Genomic DNA, 18,333 nt, shown 5'->3' with positions numbered 1-18,333 from the left:
GGTGACAGATACAATGATTTAGTTTCAAAAAAAACCGGGTTAAGACGTCGTCCATACCCGGTTTTTTGAACGTTTTTCACGTTTTGGGACTGAGCAGAATTATTGAGCCTGACAGATTTTATCTGCCATATATCCTATAGCACCTGCATAATAGATTGAATTGTTATAACGCAATATCATCTTATAATTGGAAAATGCTAAAAATGTCGGTCCGCCATAGGGCTGAACGATACTGGCTTGCAATTCTTGATACGGTAATGGATGCCCACTTTCAGTACGAACGCCTAATTCATTCCATTCACTCACGGGTTTGACTATTGTTTTTCCTTCCATTTTCATATCAAATTTAGCGGGCAATTTAACTTGTATTGCCCAGGGCTCACCCGTTTGCCATCCATTTTGTTTCATATAGTTCGCAATGGATGCAAATACATCAGGCTTGCTTTTCCAAATATCCTTGCGTCCGTCGCCATCGTAGTCAACCGCATATTTTACCCAACTGGATGGCAGGAATTGGGGTTGGCCAGAGGCACCCGCCCATTCGCCTTTAAAATCAGCCAGACTGACATGACCATCATTAAGAATGTGCAAGGCCAGCATAAGCTCTTTGCGGAAAAAATCTTTGCGTTTTGAATCATAAGCCAAAGTAGCCAAAGCCTTGATGACAGGGAAATTTCCCATATACGTGCCATAGCTGGTTTCCATCCCCCAGAATGACACAATAAAGCAAGGATTGACGCCATACTGTTTGGCAACTTCGTCCAATACCTCTTTATTTTTTTTATATTCTTTGCGTCCTATCGCAATTCTGTAATTATCAGCGCGAGTATTTAGGTATTTTGTAAACGTTAATCGATGTTCCGGTTGTGAATGCATAAATCCTTTAATTTGACGGCTGGGTTCTTTAATACCAGCAAACGCTTCATCAAAGACTTTGGGAGCGATACCCTGTTGTAAGGCTTCCTCTCTAACCCCCGCAACCCAATCATTCCAATTTTGATTTGCAAAAGCAACTTGATTGAATAGCATCACTGCTATTATCGTGAGCCCCCACTTTTTCATAGCTCTTCCCCTGGTTTATAATTGTTGTTTATTGGTTTTAAATTTCGACCTGTTTTTGTTTATCTTTAAATTTTAAATAAATCACTCTTTTAAATTAATAACTTATATGTGTATTCTAATAAGATAGACCATTAATCAAAAAATAGCAGCTATGGAAATTCATCATCTTGATGCAAAAACCATCCATTCAGCATTTTTAACGGCATGTGACTCTATAATTTCCAATCGAGAGAATCTTAATGCCATTAATCTGTTTCCTGTAGCTGATGGAGATACTGGCGATAATATGTCTGCTACCGCATTATCAGTCATCACGCATTCCTCCTCTCAACACACGCTGCAGGAAACGTTTAAATCCTTGGCAGACTCCGCCCTTATTGGCGCTCGCGGTAATTCAGGGATGATCTTCTCTCAGTTTTTTAATGGGCTTACTGAAACTCAATTAAACTCGGAACATATTGATACGATAACGTTCTCCAGATTAATTACACAAGCTAGTCAAAGCGTCCGATCGGCTATTCTTCATCCAGTAGAAGGTACCATTATTACTGTAATCGATGCCTGGTCGACCAGCATCAGTAAAGTAGCACAGGATTTCATTTGCTTCAAAAAGTTAATGCAACACAGCTTATCCGATGTGAGTCAAGCGCTTCAAAGCACAGCAAATACGCTACCTGTTTTAAAAGATGCTCAAGTTGTAGATGCTGGAGCTTTAGGATTTTACCATTTTATTCATGGTTTTGCAGATTATCTAAGCAATCCTCGCGAGATAAATCGTACTCATCATCAGGAAGACTGTTTAAAAGCTAATCATGAACTGCCAGACAAAGGCAGTATCCCAGAACAACGATATTGTACTGAAATTACCCTTTCAGGGGAATTCATTGATAGAACTTCAATCGCAAATCAATTAGAACAATTTGGCGATAGCGTTGTAAGCAGCGGAAATGCTAATTTATGCCGATTTCATGTCCATTGCACAAAACCGGCAGTGGTTTTTGAATCCCTCTTTAATTCGGGTACGATTACTCATGCTAAAGCTCAGGATATGTTACGCCAATTTCAAATGATACATCAACGTAAATACCCGATAGCTTTAGTGACGGATTCAAGCGCTGATATCCCTCAATCCGTACTGGACGAGAATCAAATTCATATTATCCAGTTAAACATACATCTGGATGGTCATAATTTATTGGATAGAATCTGCCTCAACCAGGAAACGTTCTATGATCATTTAAGCAATCTTAAAACCTATCCAAAAACATCGTTTCCATCGCCAGCACTCATCGAAGAGCAACTGGTGCATTTATCTAACCAATACGAGCATGTACTTGTTTTGCCTATTTCACAAGGTTTAAGTGGTACACACGATGCAATAATCAAGGCGACTGACCGTTTAAATAATGTGCATGTGGTGAACTCTTGTCAGACATCCGGTGGGTTAGGATTACTGGTCAGCTTTGCCGCTCAATTAGTTGCTTCTGGATTACCTATCGAAGCAATAAAAAAGGAATTGATTCTAAAAATACCTAAAATAGAACAGGTAGTGTATGTGTCGCAGTTTGAATCACTAATTCGTAGTGGAAGAATTGGCAGGCTAAGTGGTCGTATCGCTCAACTAGCCCAAATAAAACCCATTATTCGCCTGAATAGCTCTGGAAAGGCAGCAATGTTTGATAAGGCTTTTAGTGAAACTAAAGCATTAACTAAATTGATTCGTCATGTAGATTCTCTGCGCGAAGATCAGCAATTGGAGTCCTATGGTTTGGTGCATGCAGGAGTACCTGACAAAGCTAAATCATTTGCTCAGTTAACCACAGAAGCTTTTGGACAACCCCCTGCATTTATCGAATCCGCTTCAACTGCTTTGGGGCTTCATGCTGGAAAAGGAAGTGTCGCTCTGGCATTCATGATGAAATAAATCGGGAATTAATTTTATGAAACTGCTTCTCCTTGTCTATTGTATTGTGTTTCTTCATATGTGTCTGATTTGGTGTTTGTATCGATATTTGAAAAATCCTTCAATAGTAGATGTTGGTTGGGCTACAGGCTTAACTATAAGCGGTCTTGTCTATTTGTTTGCCAATCCCTTTTCGACTCGTGCCCTGATATTAGGAGCAGTACTTGCTTTGTGGGGAGGGCGTTTGGGGTTCTATCTTTGGTACACACGAATCAGGATAGGGCATGTTGACCCACGTTACATTCGATTAAGTAATCATTGGAAAATAGCCAAGCCACTGGGCTTTTTCCTTAATTTTCAGATACAAGGTTTATTGATTACTCTAATTGCTATCCCATGGTATTTCTGTGGTATTGCAGGCGTGGCTAGTCTGAGTATTTTTGATTATTTAGGGTTCCTGCTCGCTATTACAGGTTTGGTTGGCGAGACTATAGCGGATTTGCAACTGCAACAATATAAAAGAGCACCTTCAGGAGCCTTATGTAATATAGGCCTTTGGTATTATTCCAGACATCCGAATTACTTTTTTGAATGGTTGGTGTGGTGTGGATTTTCATTGTTTGGATTGGCATACAGCAGCGGCTTTATTGGATTGCTCTCACCATTAACCCTATATTTGATCATGACCCAAATCACAGGCCCAATGACTGAAAAGGGATCGATAGAATCAAGAGGGCAGGCTTATATTGATTACCAGAAAACGACGCCGATGTTTTTTCCGCGTTTAAAATAATCAGTAAATGGTACAACGGATTGATATGGTGAGCGGAGAGTCTTCGGCCTCTTTGTAAAAGGACTTTTTAAATTGACCCATCAACCAAATTCGGCAAATAACGTAAAAATATTGACATTATTGGGTATAATATGAGATATTCAGTTTGCGAGGTTGGACTTGCTATGTGTCATTCCACTGGGTCAATTGGCGACACACTGATTGGCCCTTTCTATTTTCCCCTTTAAAAACTACTTAATGCCAGTTTAATTCCAATAAAGGTCATTAATACCCCACTGAACAATTCAATTGCTTGCCATACAGTAGTCTTGGTCAATATATTGGAAAAATAACGCGTTGTAACGGTTAGTGAACTGAACCACAATAAGCTTGAAGAGATGACTCCCAATAAAAAGGCCATCTTATTATGGGGAAATTGGCTGCTGCCACTGCCGATAATGACCAGCGTATCGATAATGGCATGGGGATTCAATAAACTGAAGCCCAAGGCAAAAAGGACAATCTGAACTCTGTTATGAGGTTGATGTGCCTTGTCTGATTCTTTTTTATGATGGGTGAACGCACTTCGAAAGGCTTTTATTGCATAATAAAGTAGAAATGCAGTACCAAACCAAACCAGCCAAATTTTCAGAGTAGGGTGAGCTAATAGTATTTGATGCAGGCCCGCAACACTGGCACAGGCTAGAATAATATCACAGATAAAACATACGGCAGCGGATAATGTGGCATGATTCCGGCGCGCACCTTGTTTGATCAGAAAAACATTCTGAGGTCCCAGAGCCATGATCAACGATAAGCCCAAAAGCAAGCCATTAAAATATACAAACATAATATAAAGCAAGAACAGGATTAAAAGGCTGACGATTATATCATAAATTTATCAATTGCACTCGCTTGAGTGAATTAATTTTGAACTATAAGTTTATTAATGTGGCACAGTCAATTATTGGAACTCAATAGCGAGTATGAGGTATTTGGAGTAATCTACGTGCATAATTCCCTAAGATTCCCTATTGGTGACCAAGAGTCAGATGCCTCACTTAGAGTAACTTTTATGGTAGTTTCGGCACACAGATTCTAATACATTATGGAGTATGGGAGCTACGATGCTGTTGGAATAGTGTTGTACACGTTGATAGGCATTATATGCCAGCTGCCTTGCCAGATGCTTCTCGGTGATTACGCGTTCCAACGCATCGGCCATGCTGATGGGATCTTCAGGTGGCACCATGAGCGCACTTTGCGAATCCCCCACAATTTCTAAGGGGCCAGATAACCTGCTTAGCACCATGGGCAAAGAATGCATCATGCTTTCCAATACGACCAGCCCAAATGCTTCTTCGCGAGAGGGAAGACAAAAAATATCGAGGCTCTTGTAAAAAGAGTGCCTGTCTTCTATCCAGCCTAATAATTCAATGTCATCAGTTAATCCATGATGGTTTATTAATTGAATGCATTGCTCTTTGTCTTTGCCATCACCTGCAATTTTAGCCTTGAAGGCAACGTTTCGTTTTTTTAACTCAGCCAGAGCTTCGATAAAAATATCGACTCCTTTAATTTTTGCTAGTCGAGCACAAACTCCAATAGTGGGTATGGTGAATTCTTTGGGTTCTTTGAAGGTTAGTTCCTCAGGAATATGAACCATGTTAGGCACTGTATAAACGGTATTTGCCGGTACTCCTGAATTGATAATCTCTTGCCGCATGTGCTCGGTAATTGCGATGATCGCATCCGTTCCAAAATCGTAGTGACCTCGAACATGGCACACTGCAATTTTTGGAACTTTTGTCCTGGTTTTTTTGAGTAAATAAGCAGCTCGATAGCTGTGAGTAATGATACAGTCCGGATGTTCACGTTTAATGAGTTGTCTTAGTCTATAGACAGCAACAAAGTCATGCTGATTGAAGTTGTGAATTGTTGTTAAATGCTCTGGGGGGCAATTGTTTTTAATTTCAGCTTTAGGGTGAATCACGGGAATGACTGTGTTGCCCTGCATGGTAAGAGCGGGGGTATAGTTTAAAAATGCTTGTTCAAGTCCTCCGTTTGCTTTGGAAAACATCACATTCAAAATTCTCATCCCGCGCTCCTCAATGGACTTTTATAGTCGATGCAATAAATTGTACTGATTAGTCATGACATGTTGATCATTATTTGCCCGTTTTCGATCCGAGTAGGATATACTTTCAAATTTTTTTCTTTTGAAATTTTTCCTAACAACGAGCCCACGACAGGGGGCCATGGAGACCAACATTTGGCTTCACCAGTATTTAAATCAAATTCGCTCTTGTGAAATGGACAGATTATGGCACAATCTTCAGTAATGGTGCCTTTGGTTAAAGGCAGTTTCAGATGAGGACATTGTGACTGGATTGCATGAACTTGTTCATTGTGCCAGATTAATAGTATTTTTTGGCCATCAATTGTAGCCACGTGTCGATTTTCTTGCTGTAACTTCGCCAGTTCCATTGCTGGTTTGAATGCCATGATGAGATTCCTTGTTTTAAAAAAATGGTCATTATAACAGTGAAGTAGGTATTCTGTTAGCAGTTATTTGCCGGGGCTGATTCATTGCGTGGCTTGTTTTTGCTCATCTTGGTTAAGTGGTGATATGCAGGTCAATTTACACCTTAGCCTTAACTGAATAAAAGGGCCATTTAACAACCTGAATACATTGCATCTTGGCTACAGAGAAGTATAAAATGCGACATTTATTCTGTCTCCTCAAGAGAAGCATGCAAAATAAGAACAAATAGGAGGGAGCGTGGGCTCTTTGTTTAGAAAAAAGTTTATAGTTGCTGTATCATTCGCAATGCTCAGCGTTATGGGCCAAACAGTACAAGCTGAAGATGCTTCTAATAAACCCATCGAACCATTAATTGATGGTTTTTATCCGAGCTATCCTCCTACTGCTCCTGCAACTGGCGCACAGCAGGAATTGATAAAACGCGGTGAATATTTGGCAAAGATGGGTGATTGCATCGCTTGCCATACTGATGTTAAAGGCGGAACTGGTGCTTATGCAGGCGGACTTCCTTTAGAAACACCTTTTGGAACTTTTTATAGTCCTAATATAACACCAGACAAAGAGACTGGAATTGGTAACTGGACTGAGCAAGATTTCATCCGAGCCCTTAAAGATGGCAGGGATCCAAAGGGAAGAAACTATTTTCCTGTATTTCCCTACATTTATTTTTCCAAAATGACGGATGATGATGCTCGCGCTTTATATGCTTATTTTATGAGTATTCCCGCCATAAATCAGAAAAATAAAGATTTGCCTTTTCCATTTGGAGTGCCCGGTGCACGATTCTCTTTGTGGGGGTGGAATATTCTGTTTTTCTTCCCGGAAGAGAACTCTATCGAGTACCAGGCAGATAAGTCACCTGAATGGAATCGCGGGAAATATATAGTGGATACACTGGGTCATTGCAGCATGTGTCATACCCCACTTAATGTATTTGGAGCACCCAAAAACAGATATTATCTGACAGGTAGTTTCATTGACGGCTACTGGGCTCCTAATATTACCAAGTACGGATTGGAGTCCGCCACACATGATCAGGTTGCTGATGTGTTTAAAAACAATGAGCTGATTAATAACGCAGGACCCGTTGCCGGGCCAATGGCTGAAGTAAACCACAACAGCTTAAGTCATTTGACAGATGCAGACCGGTTGGCTATTGCGACTTATCTGAAGACTGTAGAAAGTGAAGAGCTTTACGGAGTATCCCCTTCAGATATGCCTCCAACTCTGGCGCGAGGAAAACAGGTTTACCTGAAAGCGTGCATTATATGTCATCAGGATAGCAAGATGAGTGCGCCAGTAATTGGTGATTCCGCAAACTGGTATATGAGGTTGAAAAGCAGTGGATTAACAGGCTTGTATCGGCATGTGATCCATGGTTTTAACTCGATGCCTGTTAAAGGAGCCTGTGTCACCTGTTCTGACAACGATATAATCTCCTCTGTGGATTATATATTAAATGAATCCCTGACTCGTGCTCAATGGATTGATTTGAAAGCGGGTGGTGCCGAAAAGTATCCTGCAAGCGGTGAGAATATATACAATGAAAATTGTGCCGTTTGTCATAATGACGGTAAATTGGGTGCTCCTAAAATTGGTGATAAACAGGCCTGGGCACCTTTAATTGCCAAAAATATGGATGTTTTAATAGAAAATACGGTTAAGGGCAAAGACCATGTTAAAAATGGTGGTTGCGATCAATGCACTACAGATGAAGTGATAGAGGCAATCAAGTATATGGTCAGTCAATCCAAAACCGATGGAAATTATTCCTTGTGGTAGGTTGATAGGTTTTTGTACTGGTTAAATCGATTTAAATGAGTCGGGTTTTCCCGACTACTTGACGAGATGAGGGATTGGGATGTTAAACAGGTTAAAGATCTGTAGATTCGTAATAATGCTTTGTGGCTTTGCATCGGGTCAATCAGTTTGGGCAGCTGCAGATAACTGGCAGCTAAATATGTATAAAGGGGTTACTCCGCTAAGCCATGATATGTATTATTTGCATATGGTGTGTATGGCTGTATGTGCCGTAATTGGTGTAGTTGTCTTCGGGGTAATGATATATTCCCTGATTCACCACAGAAAATCCAAAGGTTATAAGCCTGCATCATTTCATGACAACCCTCGTCTTGAAATCGTATGGTCAATAATACCCTTTTTAATACTGGTGGGTTTGGCAATTCCTGCTACCCAGGTATTGATAAGAATGGATGATTCCTCAGAGTCTGACGTTACAATTAAGGTTGTTGGCTATCAATGGCGGTGGCAATATCAATACCTCGATCAAGGCATAAGTTACTTCAGTAATTTATCAACACCCTATGATCAAATTCAAAATAAACAGAAAAAAGGCCAATGGTATTTGCTGGAAGTAGATAAACCGCTTGTACTGCCAGTCAATAAAAAAATTCGTTTTCTGGTTACTTCAAACGATGTAATCCATTCCTGGTGGGTACCTGAACTTGGAATTAAACGAGATGCAATTCCCGGATTCATGTACGAAGCATGGGCGAGAATAGAAAAGCCTGGAGTTTACAGGGGGCAATGTGCTGAATTGTGCGGTATCAATCACGGTTTTATGCCGATTGTAGTTCAGGCTGTAAGTGAAAATGAGTTCAATGATTGGGTTGCCAAGCAGGATAAAATTGAAGATCAGTATGCCAGAACAGAAACTCAGGCAGCCGATCAAAAAACAATGTCCCGCAATGAATTAATGACCTTGGGTAAACAAAAATACGAACAGTTCTGTTCCGCCTGCCATAAAGCTGATGGAACCGGTCTTCCGCCTATGTACCCTGCTTTGAAAGGCAGTTCAGTTGCAGTAGGCAAGCCTATTTCACGTCATATTGATCTGATTCTTAATGGTATTCCGGGATCTGCTGGAATGATGCCTTATAAAGATCAGTTGACTGATGAAGAGATTGCAGCAATAACAACTTATGAGCGAAATGCTTGGGGTAACAATACTGACGACGAAATTCAACCATCAGATGTTGCGAAGTTGCGAGAAAGTAATAATAAAAAACCTACCATGGTTAATAAAGCTAAAGCAGGAGGTTTACAATGAGCAAGGCATTAGCGCATGCAGAAGCGTCTCATGATGAGCACGGTCCAGAACAGGGTAAAGGAATTATGGGATTTGTGAAACGCTGGTTGTTTACCACAAACCATAAAGACATCGGCAGCCTATATTTATGGTTAGCCATGATTAGTTTTTTTGTTGCTGGTGGTATGGCTCTTGTTATTCGGGCTGAACTGTTTCAACCTGGACATCGTTTTGTAGATCCTAACTTTTTTAATCAAATGACCACCATGCATGGTCTGATCATGCTTTTTGGGGTAGTCATGCCCGCGTTTACAGGTATGGCGAATTGGCAGATTCCTATGATGATAGGCGCCCCTGATATGGCTTTGCCTCGACTTAATAACTGGAGTTTTTGGATACTGCCATTCGCATTCTGTCTTTTATTTTCTACAATGTTTCATGCGGGCGGTGGTCCTAATTTTGGATGGACAATGTATGCGCCACTATCAACAAAATATGCGCCTCCCAGTACCGATTTTATGATTTTTTCCATTCATATGATGGGACTTTCATCGATTATGGGTTCGATCAATATTATCGCAACAATTTTGAATCTGCGTGCTCCAGGCATGACTTTGATGAAAATGCCCATGTTTGTATGGACCTGGTTAATTACCGCATTTTTATTGATCGCGATTATGCCTGTTTTGGCAGGTGCTGTTACGATGATGTTGGCTGACAGACATTTCGGAACCAGTTTCTTTAATGCTGCAGGCGGTGGTGATCCGATTCTGTTTCAACACATATTCTGGTTTTTTGGACATCCAGAAGTGTATGTATTGGTTCTGCCCGCATTTGGAGTAATTTCTGAAATTATTCCCACCTTCAGTCGCAAACCTTTATTCGGCTATCATTTTATGGTTTATGCTACTGTAAGTATTGCCCTCCTATCCTTTATTGTTTGGGTGCATCACATGTTTACCACTGGCGTTCCCTTGGGCGCTGAATTGTTTTTCATGTATACCACCATGCTTATTGCGGTTCCTACGGGCATCAAAGTGTTTAACTGGGTCAGTACCATGTTTAAAGGGGCGATGACATTTGAAACGCCTATGCTTTTTGCCTTGGCATTTGTATTTCTGTTTACTATAGGCGGATTTACCGGTTTGATGTTGGCATTAGTACCTGCTGATTACCAGTATCAGGATAGTTATTTTGTTGTGGCACATTTTCATTATGTGTTGGTACCCGGGGTTATATTTGCTCTCCTTGCTGCTACCTATTACTGGCTGCCGAAATGGACCGGGCATATGTATAACGAGCGTATGGGAAAATGGCATTTCTGGCTGTCCGTTATTTCCGTAAACTTGACATTTTTCCCCATGCATTTTCTTGGACTTGCAGGCATGCCAAGAAGGATACCGGATTATGCTTTGCAATTCGCTAATTTTAATATGATTGCTACTATTGGGGCATTCATCTTTGGTTTCTCCCAGTTACTGTTTTTATTTAACATTATAGGAACTGTAAGAAAACGAGGTACTAAAAAGGATGTAGCTACAGCTAGAGTTTGGGAAGGGTCACATGGTTTGGAATGGACATTGCCATCTCCACCACCTTACCATACTTTTACAACTCCACCTGAGATTCACTAAAGGTGGGGTTTAATGAATAATGTAAAAAAGCAACAAAAACTACTCATCATATTAACTCTTGTTGTTTTGGGAATGTTTGCTTTTGGTTTCGCCTTGGTACCTATCTATAATAGCTTATGCAAAACCTTAGGTATCAATGGCAAAACAAATCCAGAGGCAGTTGCTTATGATGTGAGCAAAGCAAAAATTAATAAAGAAAGGGAAGTATTGGTTGAATTTGTTGCAACAAATAATAGCGGTGTGCCTTGGGAATTTTATCCTAAAATTTCTAAAATACGGGTACACCCTGGTGAAATTGCCCGGCTTGCTTTTTATGCTGAAAACAAAACAGATCATAGAATGACGGTTCAAGCAATACCCAGCGTAACTCCAGGAATTGCCGCTAAATATTTGAAAAAAACAGAATGCTTTTGTTTCACTCAGCAGACCTTGAACGGACATGAGGCAATGAACATGCCGTTGTTATTTCATCTGGATGCAGAGTTACCAGAGAACGTTAAGACGGTTACTTTGTCTTATACCTTGTTTGATGTGTCAGGAAGAATTATGAATTAGAACGTGGGGATCTTATCTGGTTCCAATACAGATAAAACATCTCCGTAAATCAAATCTTCCCGATGAACAAGTTATTAAATATAAATCTTGCACTATAAACAGACCATAAATCAGCTTTTGCAGCCTGATTTATTGATACAGGAGAATAAAATAGAATGGGAGCACACGGTACTTATTATGTCCCCAAGCCTAGTCATTGGCCTTTGGTGGGCTCGATTGGATTGACTACAACTCTGGTAGGAGCTGCTTCCTGGCTTCATCTTGATTGGTATGGTCCGTATATATTCACTGCGGGACTGTGTATCCTTATCTTTATGATGTTTGGCTGGTTTGGTCAGGTTATTTATGAAAATGGTAAAGGTCTTTACGACATGCAAGTCGATAGATCATTTCGTTGGGGAATGTGTTGGTTTATCTTTTCCGAAGTGTGCTTCTTTGGGGCTTTTTTTGGTGCTCTGTTTTTTGCCCGCTTTTGGGTTGTTCCCCTTTTAGGTGGTGAAATACACCCGATAACTCATTATACCTTGTGGTCTGATTTTAAAGCAGCATGGCCATTACTGGATAACCCGAATAATCAAATTTTCTCTGGTGCCCATGAAGCTATGGGTGCTTGGGGCCTTGCTGCAATCAACACTCTGATACTTTTAACTTCAGGGGTTACGATTACGTGGGCTCATTGGGCTTTAAAATTGAACAAGCGTACTCAATTATTAGTTGGAATGTCCCTGACTATTGCATTGGGTATATTATTCCTGTTGCTCCAGGCCTATGAATATCATGAAGCCTATACTGAAATGAACTTAACTTTAGCTGCTGGTATTTACGGAACAACGTTCTTTATGCTTACAGGCTTTCATGGATTGCACGTAACGCTCGGTACCATTATGCTGATTGTTATTTTAATACGCTGCAAACGTGGTCATTTTACTCCAGAGCGGCATTTTGCATTTGAGGGTGTTGCTTGGTATTGGCATTTTGTAGACGTTGTGTGGTTGTTTTTATTCTTATTTGTTTATTGGCTATAAATATAATTCTTTATATCCAAGTTATAACCGGGTGTTGATTAATAAGCCCGGTTGAAATTGTATGTTTTCGATCTCCAATTTATACGTGAAATGGAATTTTATAAAGTCTATTTCACGTATAATCGCCGCTCCACGAAAATAGCGGGCAATAAACAATACCTGGCTGTCCTTGTCTAAATAATCGTTACAGTTTAAAACCAGCTCGGTGTCAGATAGGCTGATCATTTGGCATTCGTGTATATTATCGCCAATTTTAACGGTAACATTTACAGGTTGAACGGGTTGTATTAACACCGCAATCTCCGCCAGATAATATAAAGGATGCTCTATAAATCATTTTTCATAATTGAGCCATATAAAGTATCATCCTTTTAAGCACTTATTATAAAAATAACAAGATGTCCAAAAGCCTATCATTATTATAATTCTAGCTTAAATTTACTATTTTAGCTTGGCAGGAAAATGGCGAGAAAGGGTGCAAAATAGTTAGGATAGTCTGCAGAATTGGTTTTACGCTATAGGCTTAATTGTATAAATCAAATAGCGCAGATACAAAATAATAGATGAGTATCAAAAAGAATAAACAAATTGAAAATATGGGCAAGAGAATAGTAAATATACGTATCAATATAAAGCTATAAAAATGAGTTGTTTGATATGCAGACCCCCAAAATGCTTTTAACAGCCATATATAGAAACCTATCGAATACAGTAATAATGGATACAGCCAAATGTTATTGATATTCCATGGATGGTTTACTAAGGCGCATATCAGTAGAATGTAAAAACCGATATATACAACTCCTCCATCAAAAAGATAAGAACTAGAGTATCTCCCAAAAATAATTTGGAAAAAGGTCAACTCTCCATTCCAACCTTTTTTTAAGTAAGTCAACATACAAGGTTCACCTGATGTACCTTAAATAAATATAGAATATAAAAATTAAAAATACAGCTCTCATAATATTACGAGAGCTGCATCGATATTAGCTTATTTTGATTTTGTTAGTTGCTGTTTTGTTTAGCTGCAAGCTTGTTTTTGAGATCAAATCGATCGGCATTCATGATCTTAACCCATGCCTTTATGAAATCATTTACGAACTGTTCTTTGGCTTCATTAGTCGCGTAGAACTCTGCAACAGCTCTTAATTCAGAGTTGGCTCCAAAGATAAGATCTACTGAGGTAGCTTTCCACTTTAATTGGCCTGTTTTCCTATCAAAACCTTCATAGACGCCTTCTTCATCCTTGGACTTTCTCCACTCGGTGGCCATATCTAACAAATTGATAAAAAAATCATTACTTAAGGCATCAGGTTTATCAGTTAAGACCCCATACTGATTGTTCCCCGAATTAGCATTGAGCACCCTCATTCCTCCAACCAGAACAGTCATTTCAGGAACACTTAAATTCAACAAGCTTGCCTTGCTGACGAGCATTTCAGGGGGGGATTTTTGATTACTCTTATCAAAGTAATTACGAAAACCATCCGCGGTTGGTTTGAGTACTTCAAAAGAATTCACATCGGTCATTTCTTGTGAAGCATCCGTGCGTCCAGGTGCAAATGGAACCTTAATGGTGTAGCCAGATTTCTTTGCTGCCTGTTCAATGGCAACATTACCTCCAAGGACAATCAAGTCAGCAAGCGATACTTTCTTGCCATCTGTTTGCGTTTTATTAAAATTATCTTGAATGCTTTCGAGGGCTTTTAAAACTTTAGCTAAAGTTGCTGGCTCGTTTACCTCCCAATTTTTCTGTGGCTCAAGCCGAATTCTTGCGCCATTGGCACCCCCACGCATGTCTGTACCACGGAATGTAGACGCTGAAGCCCAGGCTGTCTTTATAAGCTCAGCATTATTTAGTCCAGAATTAACGATTTGTGTTTTCAGCAGATCAATATCCTTTTCATCAACCATCTTATAATCAACTGCTGGTACGGGATCTTGCCAAATCATCGTTTCTTTGGGGACTAATGGGCCAAGATAACGCGATTTTGGCCCCATGTCTCTATGAATTAGTTTGAACCAAGCTCTCGCGAAGGCTTCATTGAATTCATCGGGATTATCGAGAAATCGTTTGGCTATTTTGCTGTAAACAGGATCAAATTTAAGCGCCAGATCCGTTGTTAACATCACAGGGGCATGACGTGCATTCGTGTCAAAAGCATCCGGCACCATATTGGACGCATTTTTATTATCAGGAATCCACTGAGTGGCTCCAGCAGGACTTTTTGTTTGCACCCAGTTAAATGCAAACAGATTTTGCAGATAATTATGGCTCCATTTGGTCGGTGTGACTGTCCAAGCTCCTTCCAGGCCACTCGTAATAGCATCTTTGCCGTTACCAGTGCCGTAGCTGTTCTTCCAACCAAAACCTTGTTGTTCAATGTCGGCACCTGCAGGAGCTGGCCCAAGATTTTGGGTAGATGCTGCGCCATGAGTTTTACCGAATGCATGCCCACCAGCTATCAATGCAACAGTTTCTTCATCATTCATTGCCATGCGACCAAAAGTTTCTCGAATATCTTTTGCTGCTGCAAGAGGATCAGGAACTCCGTTTGGACCTTCCGGATTAACATAAATTAAGCCCATAACTGAAGCGGCAAGTGGTTTTTGAAGAGTACCATCCGGAGTATGGCGATTGCTTTCCAACCATTTTCCTTCAGAACCCCAGTTTATATTAAGAGCTTCCCATGCATCTTCTCGACCACCAGCAAATCCCAGGGTTTTGAAGCCCATGGATTCCATAGCAACATTTCCAGTCAGAACAAGCAAATCTGCCCAAGATATTTTATTGCCATATTTTTGTTTAATTGGCCACAACAAACGTCGGGCTTTATCGAGGTTTGCATTGTCTGGCCAGCTGTTTTGCGGAACTAATCGTTGAAACCCACCATTGGCTCCGCCTCGACCATCGTAAATTCGGTAAGTACCTGCTGCGTGCCATGACATCCGAATAAATAAAGGGCCATAATTGCCATAGTCAGCAGGCCACCACGGCTGAGAACTTGTCATTAGTTTTTTGAGATCATCAATCAATGCATTCAAATCAAGGCTATTGAATGCTTGTGCGTAATTAAAATCTGTACCCATTGGATTAGAAGTGGCATTTGGCTGGCGAAGAGGGCTAAGATCCAGCAAATTGGGCCACCAATATTGATTTGTTCTGGCAACATCCTCTGCGTATACAGGATGCAAAAAACAAAAAGGCGATAGAAATAAAGTGCAGACAGAAATAAATAAAATGATTCGTTTGAGCATAATTAAAATTCCCTTTTCAACCAAGCATTCAACTATAAACCATTTGTATTGAAAATTTAAGTGACTAACAAGGATTTAAAGGGGTATGTTAACCTCATTTAAAAAAGAATGGGTTTCAACATGGAAGTGAAGTTCAACCTTTTAAGTAATCGCTAATTGTTTCCATCGTATGATCTATAACAACAGATGCTTGCTGATAAAGAGGCTCTAATAATGTTCTTTGTCCGACTTTATAATAACGTTCAAGATATTGACATGCCATTTTCATTCGGACGGCTCCTACATAAATGGCTCCGCTTTTCATTTTATGGGCTATTTGCTGTACTTTTTCCCAATCAGATTCAGCATACGCCTGAGTCATAAGTTTTAAATCATCCGGAACGGACTGATCTTTCATTACCGTCAAAACCTCGGTTAGCATCGCTTCCGTCCCTACAAATTTTAACGCTTCAGAAATATCAAAAATTGGAAATTTGTTTAAATCAAAAAAATCTTTTTCATTTTTAGGGATTTCGCCTTCAATAAGTGATTTTTGCTGCATACGCGCTTCTTTTTCTTCTCCTTGCAATTGCCGCAAATCAGGTATATTAAAATGATTGATGATTTGTTTTAAAGCGTCTTTATTCATTGGTTTTCGATAGACTTCATTCATTCCTGCTTTTATGCAGTCATCCATAATATCATTTAAAGCATGACCTGTTAGCCCGACAATATAACAAGGTCGTCGTTGATGCTCTTTTTCAAAGGCTCGAATAGTGCTGGCAAGTTCATCGCCATTTATATTGGGCAGCCCAATATCGGAAATAATCAAATCAAACGGGGATTCTCTAACGAATAACATCGCGCTTTCTGCATCGCCCGCGGTACGGATGTGAGTGCTATAGGGTTCTATCATCATCTTTAATACTTTTAATGCTGATTCATTATCTTCAATCAAAAGTACATGAAGTTGCTGTGCATGCAGTGGTTCTATTAAGGCAGACTGAACTGTTTGCGTCTCTTCCAATACAGCAGTATTTTGATGTTTAGAAGAACATATTAAGTCTTTATTAGCTAATTTCATTTTTAGGGAAAAGAAAAAGGATGTTCCAATCCCTTCAGTACTTTCAAGCTTTAAGTCACCACCTAACAGTTCGGCATATTTCTGAGCAATGTGCAAACCAATGCCATTTCCTGTATAGGCTCCTTTGTGCGAGGGGCTAATTTTAAAAAAACTTTCGAAGACCTTAGCGTGTAAATGCAACGGGATTCCAATTCCGGTATCACTTACTTTGAATTGGATGGTGATGGTTTCATGTTCTTGTTCAATAAAAGTTGCACTGATTTCAATTTGGCCTTTGGGAGTAAATTTGATAGCATTTCCAACTAAATTAAGCAATATTCGGTGTAATTTCATCCTATCGCCAATAAGATAATGAGGGATCCGTTCATCGATTTGTGTTTTTATAGCCAAATGATGTTCCTGAACTGCTGGAACTTCCAGCTCAAGGACATCGTTTATAAGGCGATGTACATCAAAAACTTCGCTAATTAAACTGTTTTCATTCAGGTTATCTGCCGTTATCATGTCCAGGACTGAATTAAGCAACCCTAGTAATTGCTCCCCACTGTCATGAATTTGTTTGGCGCACTCTTTGAATTGAATGTCCTTAATATGGTTTTTTAAGTGGTTTGAAAACCCAATGATTCCTGTCAGCGGGGTACGTATATCATGCCCCATATTAGCGATAAATTCCGTTTTGACTCGATTCGCAGCCTCGGCGTTTTCTATGGCTATTTGCAGTGCGGCTTGAGTATTTTTAAGTTCTGTAATCTCCAGTGAATTACCTAAAATACCAATAGTGTTGCCCCTATCATCTAATAAAGGCATTTTAATGACTGTAAAGTACCGATCTTGGCCGTTCATCGTTACTTTTTCTTCTAAAAATAATGTTTTTCCTGTCTGAATGACTTGCTGATCGTTCTGTTTCAGCGTTTGTGCCTGCTCAGGCCATAAATCTTTGTCTGTTTTACCAATAATGTCTTTGATGGAGGTAAGTCCTAAGGTTTTAAGTAAAGTATCATTACATCCCAAATATTCAGCATCGGTGTTTTTCCAATAAAAATTACCGGGAACACAAGCTGATATTTTTTCTAATTGGGAATAAAGTGTATGGTGAACAACATCATGCTTGTCGCTGTCTGAAACATCACGACCTATAAGCAGCCAGCCCAAGCTATTGGCTAGCGGAACAACTGACCAGGACAGATAAATTTTAAGATTTTTGTGGTTTATAATGGTTACAATAGATGCCCCATTATCACGAATGGCAACAAAATCTGAGAATGAAAATGGGCTCCCTTCTGATAATAAAGTGGAGAATTGGGTCCCTTTTATGTTCGTTATGTTCCAGGAATAATACTCTTCTGCTATTGGACTTAATTCTTCAATAATGCCATCGGATGACAAAAATATAACCACGTCTTTTAAATTCTTGAGTAGGGATTCAAGATATACATTTTGTGATGTGTTCATGATCAATGTCTGCTC

The 18,333-nt window shown here is 39.8% G+C and carries 14 protein-coding genes; 7 read left to right on the top strand and 7 right to left on the bottom strand.

The window, feature by feature from the left end:
- Positions 1-99: 99 nt before the first annotated feature.
- The gene (locus tag G543_RS0100850; protein WP_028382835.1) at positions 100-1,062 is read right to left on the bottom strand and encodes a lytic murein transglycosylase; all 963 of its coding nucleotides are present in this window, start codon (positions 1,060-1,062) and stop codon (positions 100-102) included.
- Positions 1,063-1,213: 151 nt separating this feature from the next.
- On the opposite strand from G543_RS0100850, the gene G543_RS0100845 reads away from it, so the two are divergent.
- Both G543_RS0100845 and G543_RS0100840 read left to right on the top strand, forming a co-directional pair.
- Complete coding sequence (locus G543_RS0100845) at positions 1,214-2,986, top strand: DegV family protein (protein WP_028382834.1); 1,773 nt, start codon at positions 1,214-1,216, stop codon at positions 2,984-2,986.
- A gap of 16 nt (positions 2,987-3,002) precedes the next feature.
- Positions 3,003-3,758: a DUF1295 domain-containing protein gene (locus tag G543_RS0100840; RefSeq protein WP_035921121.1), complete on the top strand. Its 756-nt coding sequence runs from the start codon at positions 3,003-3,005 to the stop codon at positions 3,756-3,758.
- Positions 3,759-3,981: 223 nt separating this feature from the next.
- Here G543_RS0100840 and G543_RS0100835 read toward each other — a convergent pair whose 3' ends face one another.
- The 3 genes from G543_RS0100835 to G543_RS0100825 form a co-directional block, all read right to left on the bottom strand.
- The gene (locus tag G543_RS0100835) at positions 3,982-4,587 is read right to left on the bottom strand and encodes a LysE/ArgO family amino acid transporter (RefSeq protein WP_028382832.1); all 606 of its coding nucleotides are present in this window, start codon (positions 4,585-4,587) and stop codon (positions 3,982-3,984) included.
- Between the two features lie 207 nt (positions 4,588-4,794).
- Entirely contained in the window at positions 4,795-5,835 is a 1,041-nt protein-coding gene (locus G543_RS0100830) for a glycosyltransferase family 4 protein (RefSeq protein ID WP_028382831.1), read from the bottom strand.
- 53 nt (positions 5,836-5,888) lie between these two features.
- On the bottom strand, positions 5,889-6,242 hold the full coding sequence (locus tag G543_RS0100825; protein WP_028382830.1) for a Rieske (2Fe-2S) protein: 354 nt from the start codon (positions 6,240-6,242) through the stop codon (positions 5,889-5,891).
- Between the two features lie 337 nt (positions 6,243-6,579).
- Here G543_RS0100825 and G543_RS0100820 point away from each other — a divergent pair, with 337 nt between their 5' ends.
- The 5 genes from G543_RS0100820 to G543_RS0100800 all read left to right on the top strand — a co-directional run bounded on the left by G543_RS0100820 (position 6,580) and on the right by G543_RS0100800 (position 12,545).
- Positions 6,580-8,064, top strand: coding sequence for a c-type cytochrome (locus tag G543_RS0100820; RefSeq protein WP_420795224.1), 1,485 nt, complete (start codon positions 6,580-6,582; stop codon positions 8,062-8,064).
- Between the two features lie 79 nt (positions 8,065-8,143).
- Positions 8,144-9,352 (top strand): cytochrome c oxidase subunit II, encoded by a 1,209-nt coding sequence (coxB, locus tag G543_RS0100815; RefSeq protein ID WP_028382828.1) that lies wholly within the window; start codon positions 8,144-8,146, stop codon positions 9,350-9,352.
- Positions 9,349-10,965 (top strand): cytochrome c oxidase subunit I, encoded by a 1,617-nt coding sequence (gene ctaD, locus G543_RS0100810; RefSeq protein ID WP_028382827.1) that lies wholly within the window; start codon positions 9,349-9,351, stop codon positions 10,963-10,965. The genes coxB and ctaD overlap by 4 nt, the downstream gene beginning before the upstream one ends.
- Positions 10,966-10,977: 12 nt before the next feature.
- Entirely contained in the window at positions 10,978-11,520 is a 543-nt protein-coding gene (locus G543_RS0100805; protein WP_028382826.1) for a cytochrome c oxidase assembly protein, read from the top strand.
- Positions 11,521-11,675: 155 nt separating this feature from the next.
- Positions 11,676-12,545 (top strand): cytochrome c oxidase subunit 3, encoded by an 870-nt coding sequence (locus G543_RS0100800; protein ID WP_028382825.1) that lies wholly within the window; start codon positions 11,676-11,678, stop codon positions 12,543-12,545.
- Positions 12,546-12,566: 21 nt separating this feature from the next.
- Here the strand turns inward: G543_RS0100800 and G543_RS0100795 are convergent, their stop codons facing one another.
- The 3 genes from G543_RS0100795 to G543_RS18245 form a co-directional block, all read right to left on the bottom strand.
- Positions 12,567-12,839 (bottom strand): hypothetical protein, encoded by a 273-nt coding sequence (locus G543_RS0100795; RefSeq protein ID WP_028382824.1) that lies wholly within the window; start codon positions 12,837-12,839, stop codon positions 12,567-12,569.
- Between the two features lie 711 nt (positions 12,840-13,550).
- Positions 13,551-15,803 (bottom strand): catalase/peroxidase HPI, encoded by a 2,253-nt coding sequence (gene katG / locus G543_RS0100785; protein WP_028382822.1) that lies wholly within the window; start codon positions 15,801-15,803, stop codon positions 13,551-13,553.
- Between the two features lie 133 nt (positions 15,804-15,936).
- On the bottom strand, positions 15,937-18,318 hold the full coding sequence (locus G543_RS18245; protein ID WP_051190541.1) for a PAS domain-containing sensor histidine kinase: 2,382 nt from the start codon (positions 18,316-18,318) through the stop codon (positions 15,937-15,939).
- Between the last annotated feature and the right edge of the window lie 15 nt (positions 18,319-18,333).

Source organism: Legionella moravica DSM 19234, assembly GCF_000423305.1.
GTDB lineage: Bacteria > Pseudomonadota > Gammaproteobacteria > Legionellales > Legionellaceae > Legionella > Legionella moravica.
Note: the sequence above shows the minus strand (reverse complement) of the source record. Positions and strands in the feature narration are given on the sequence as shown.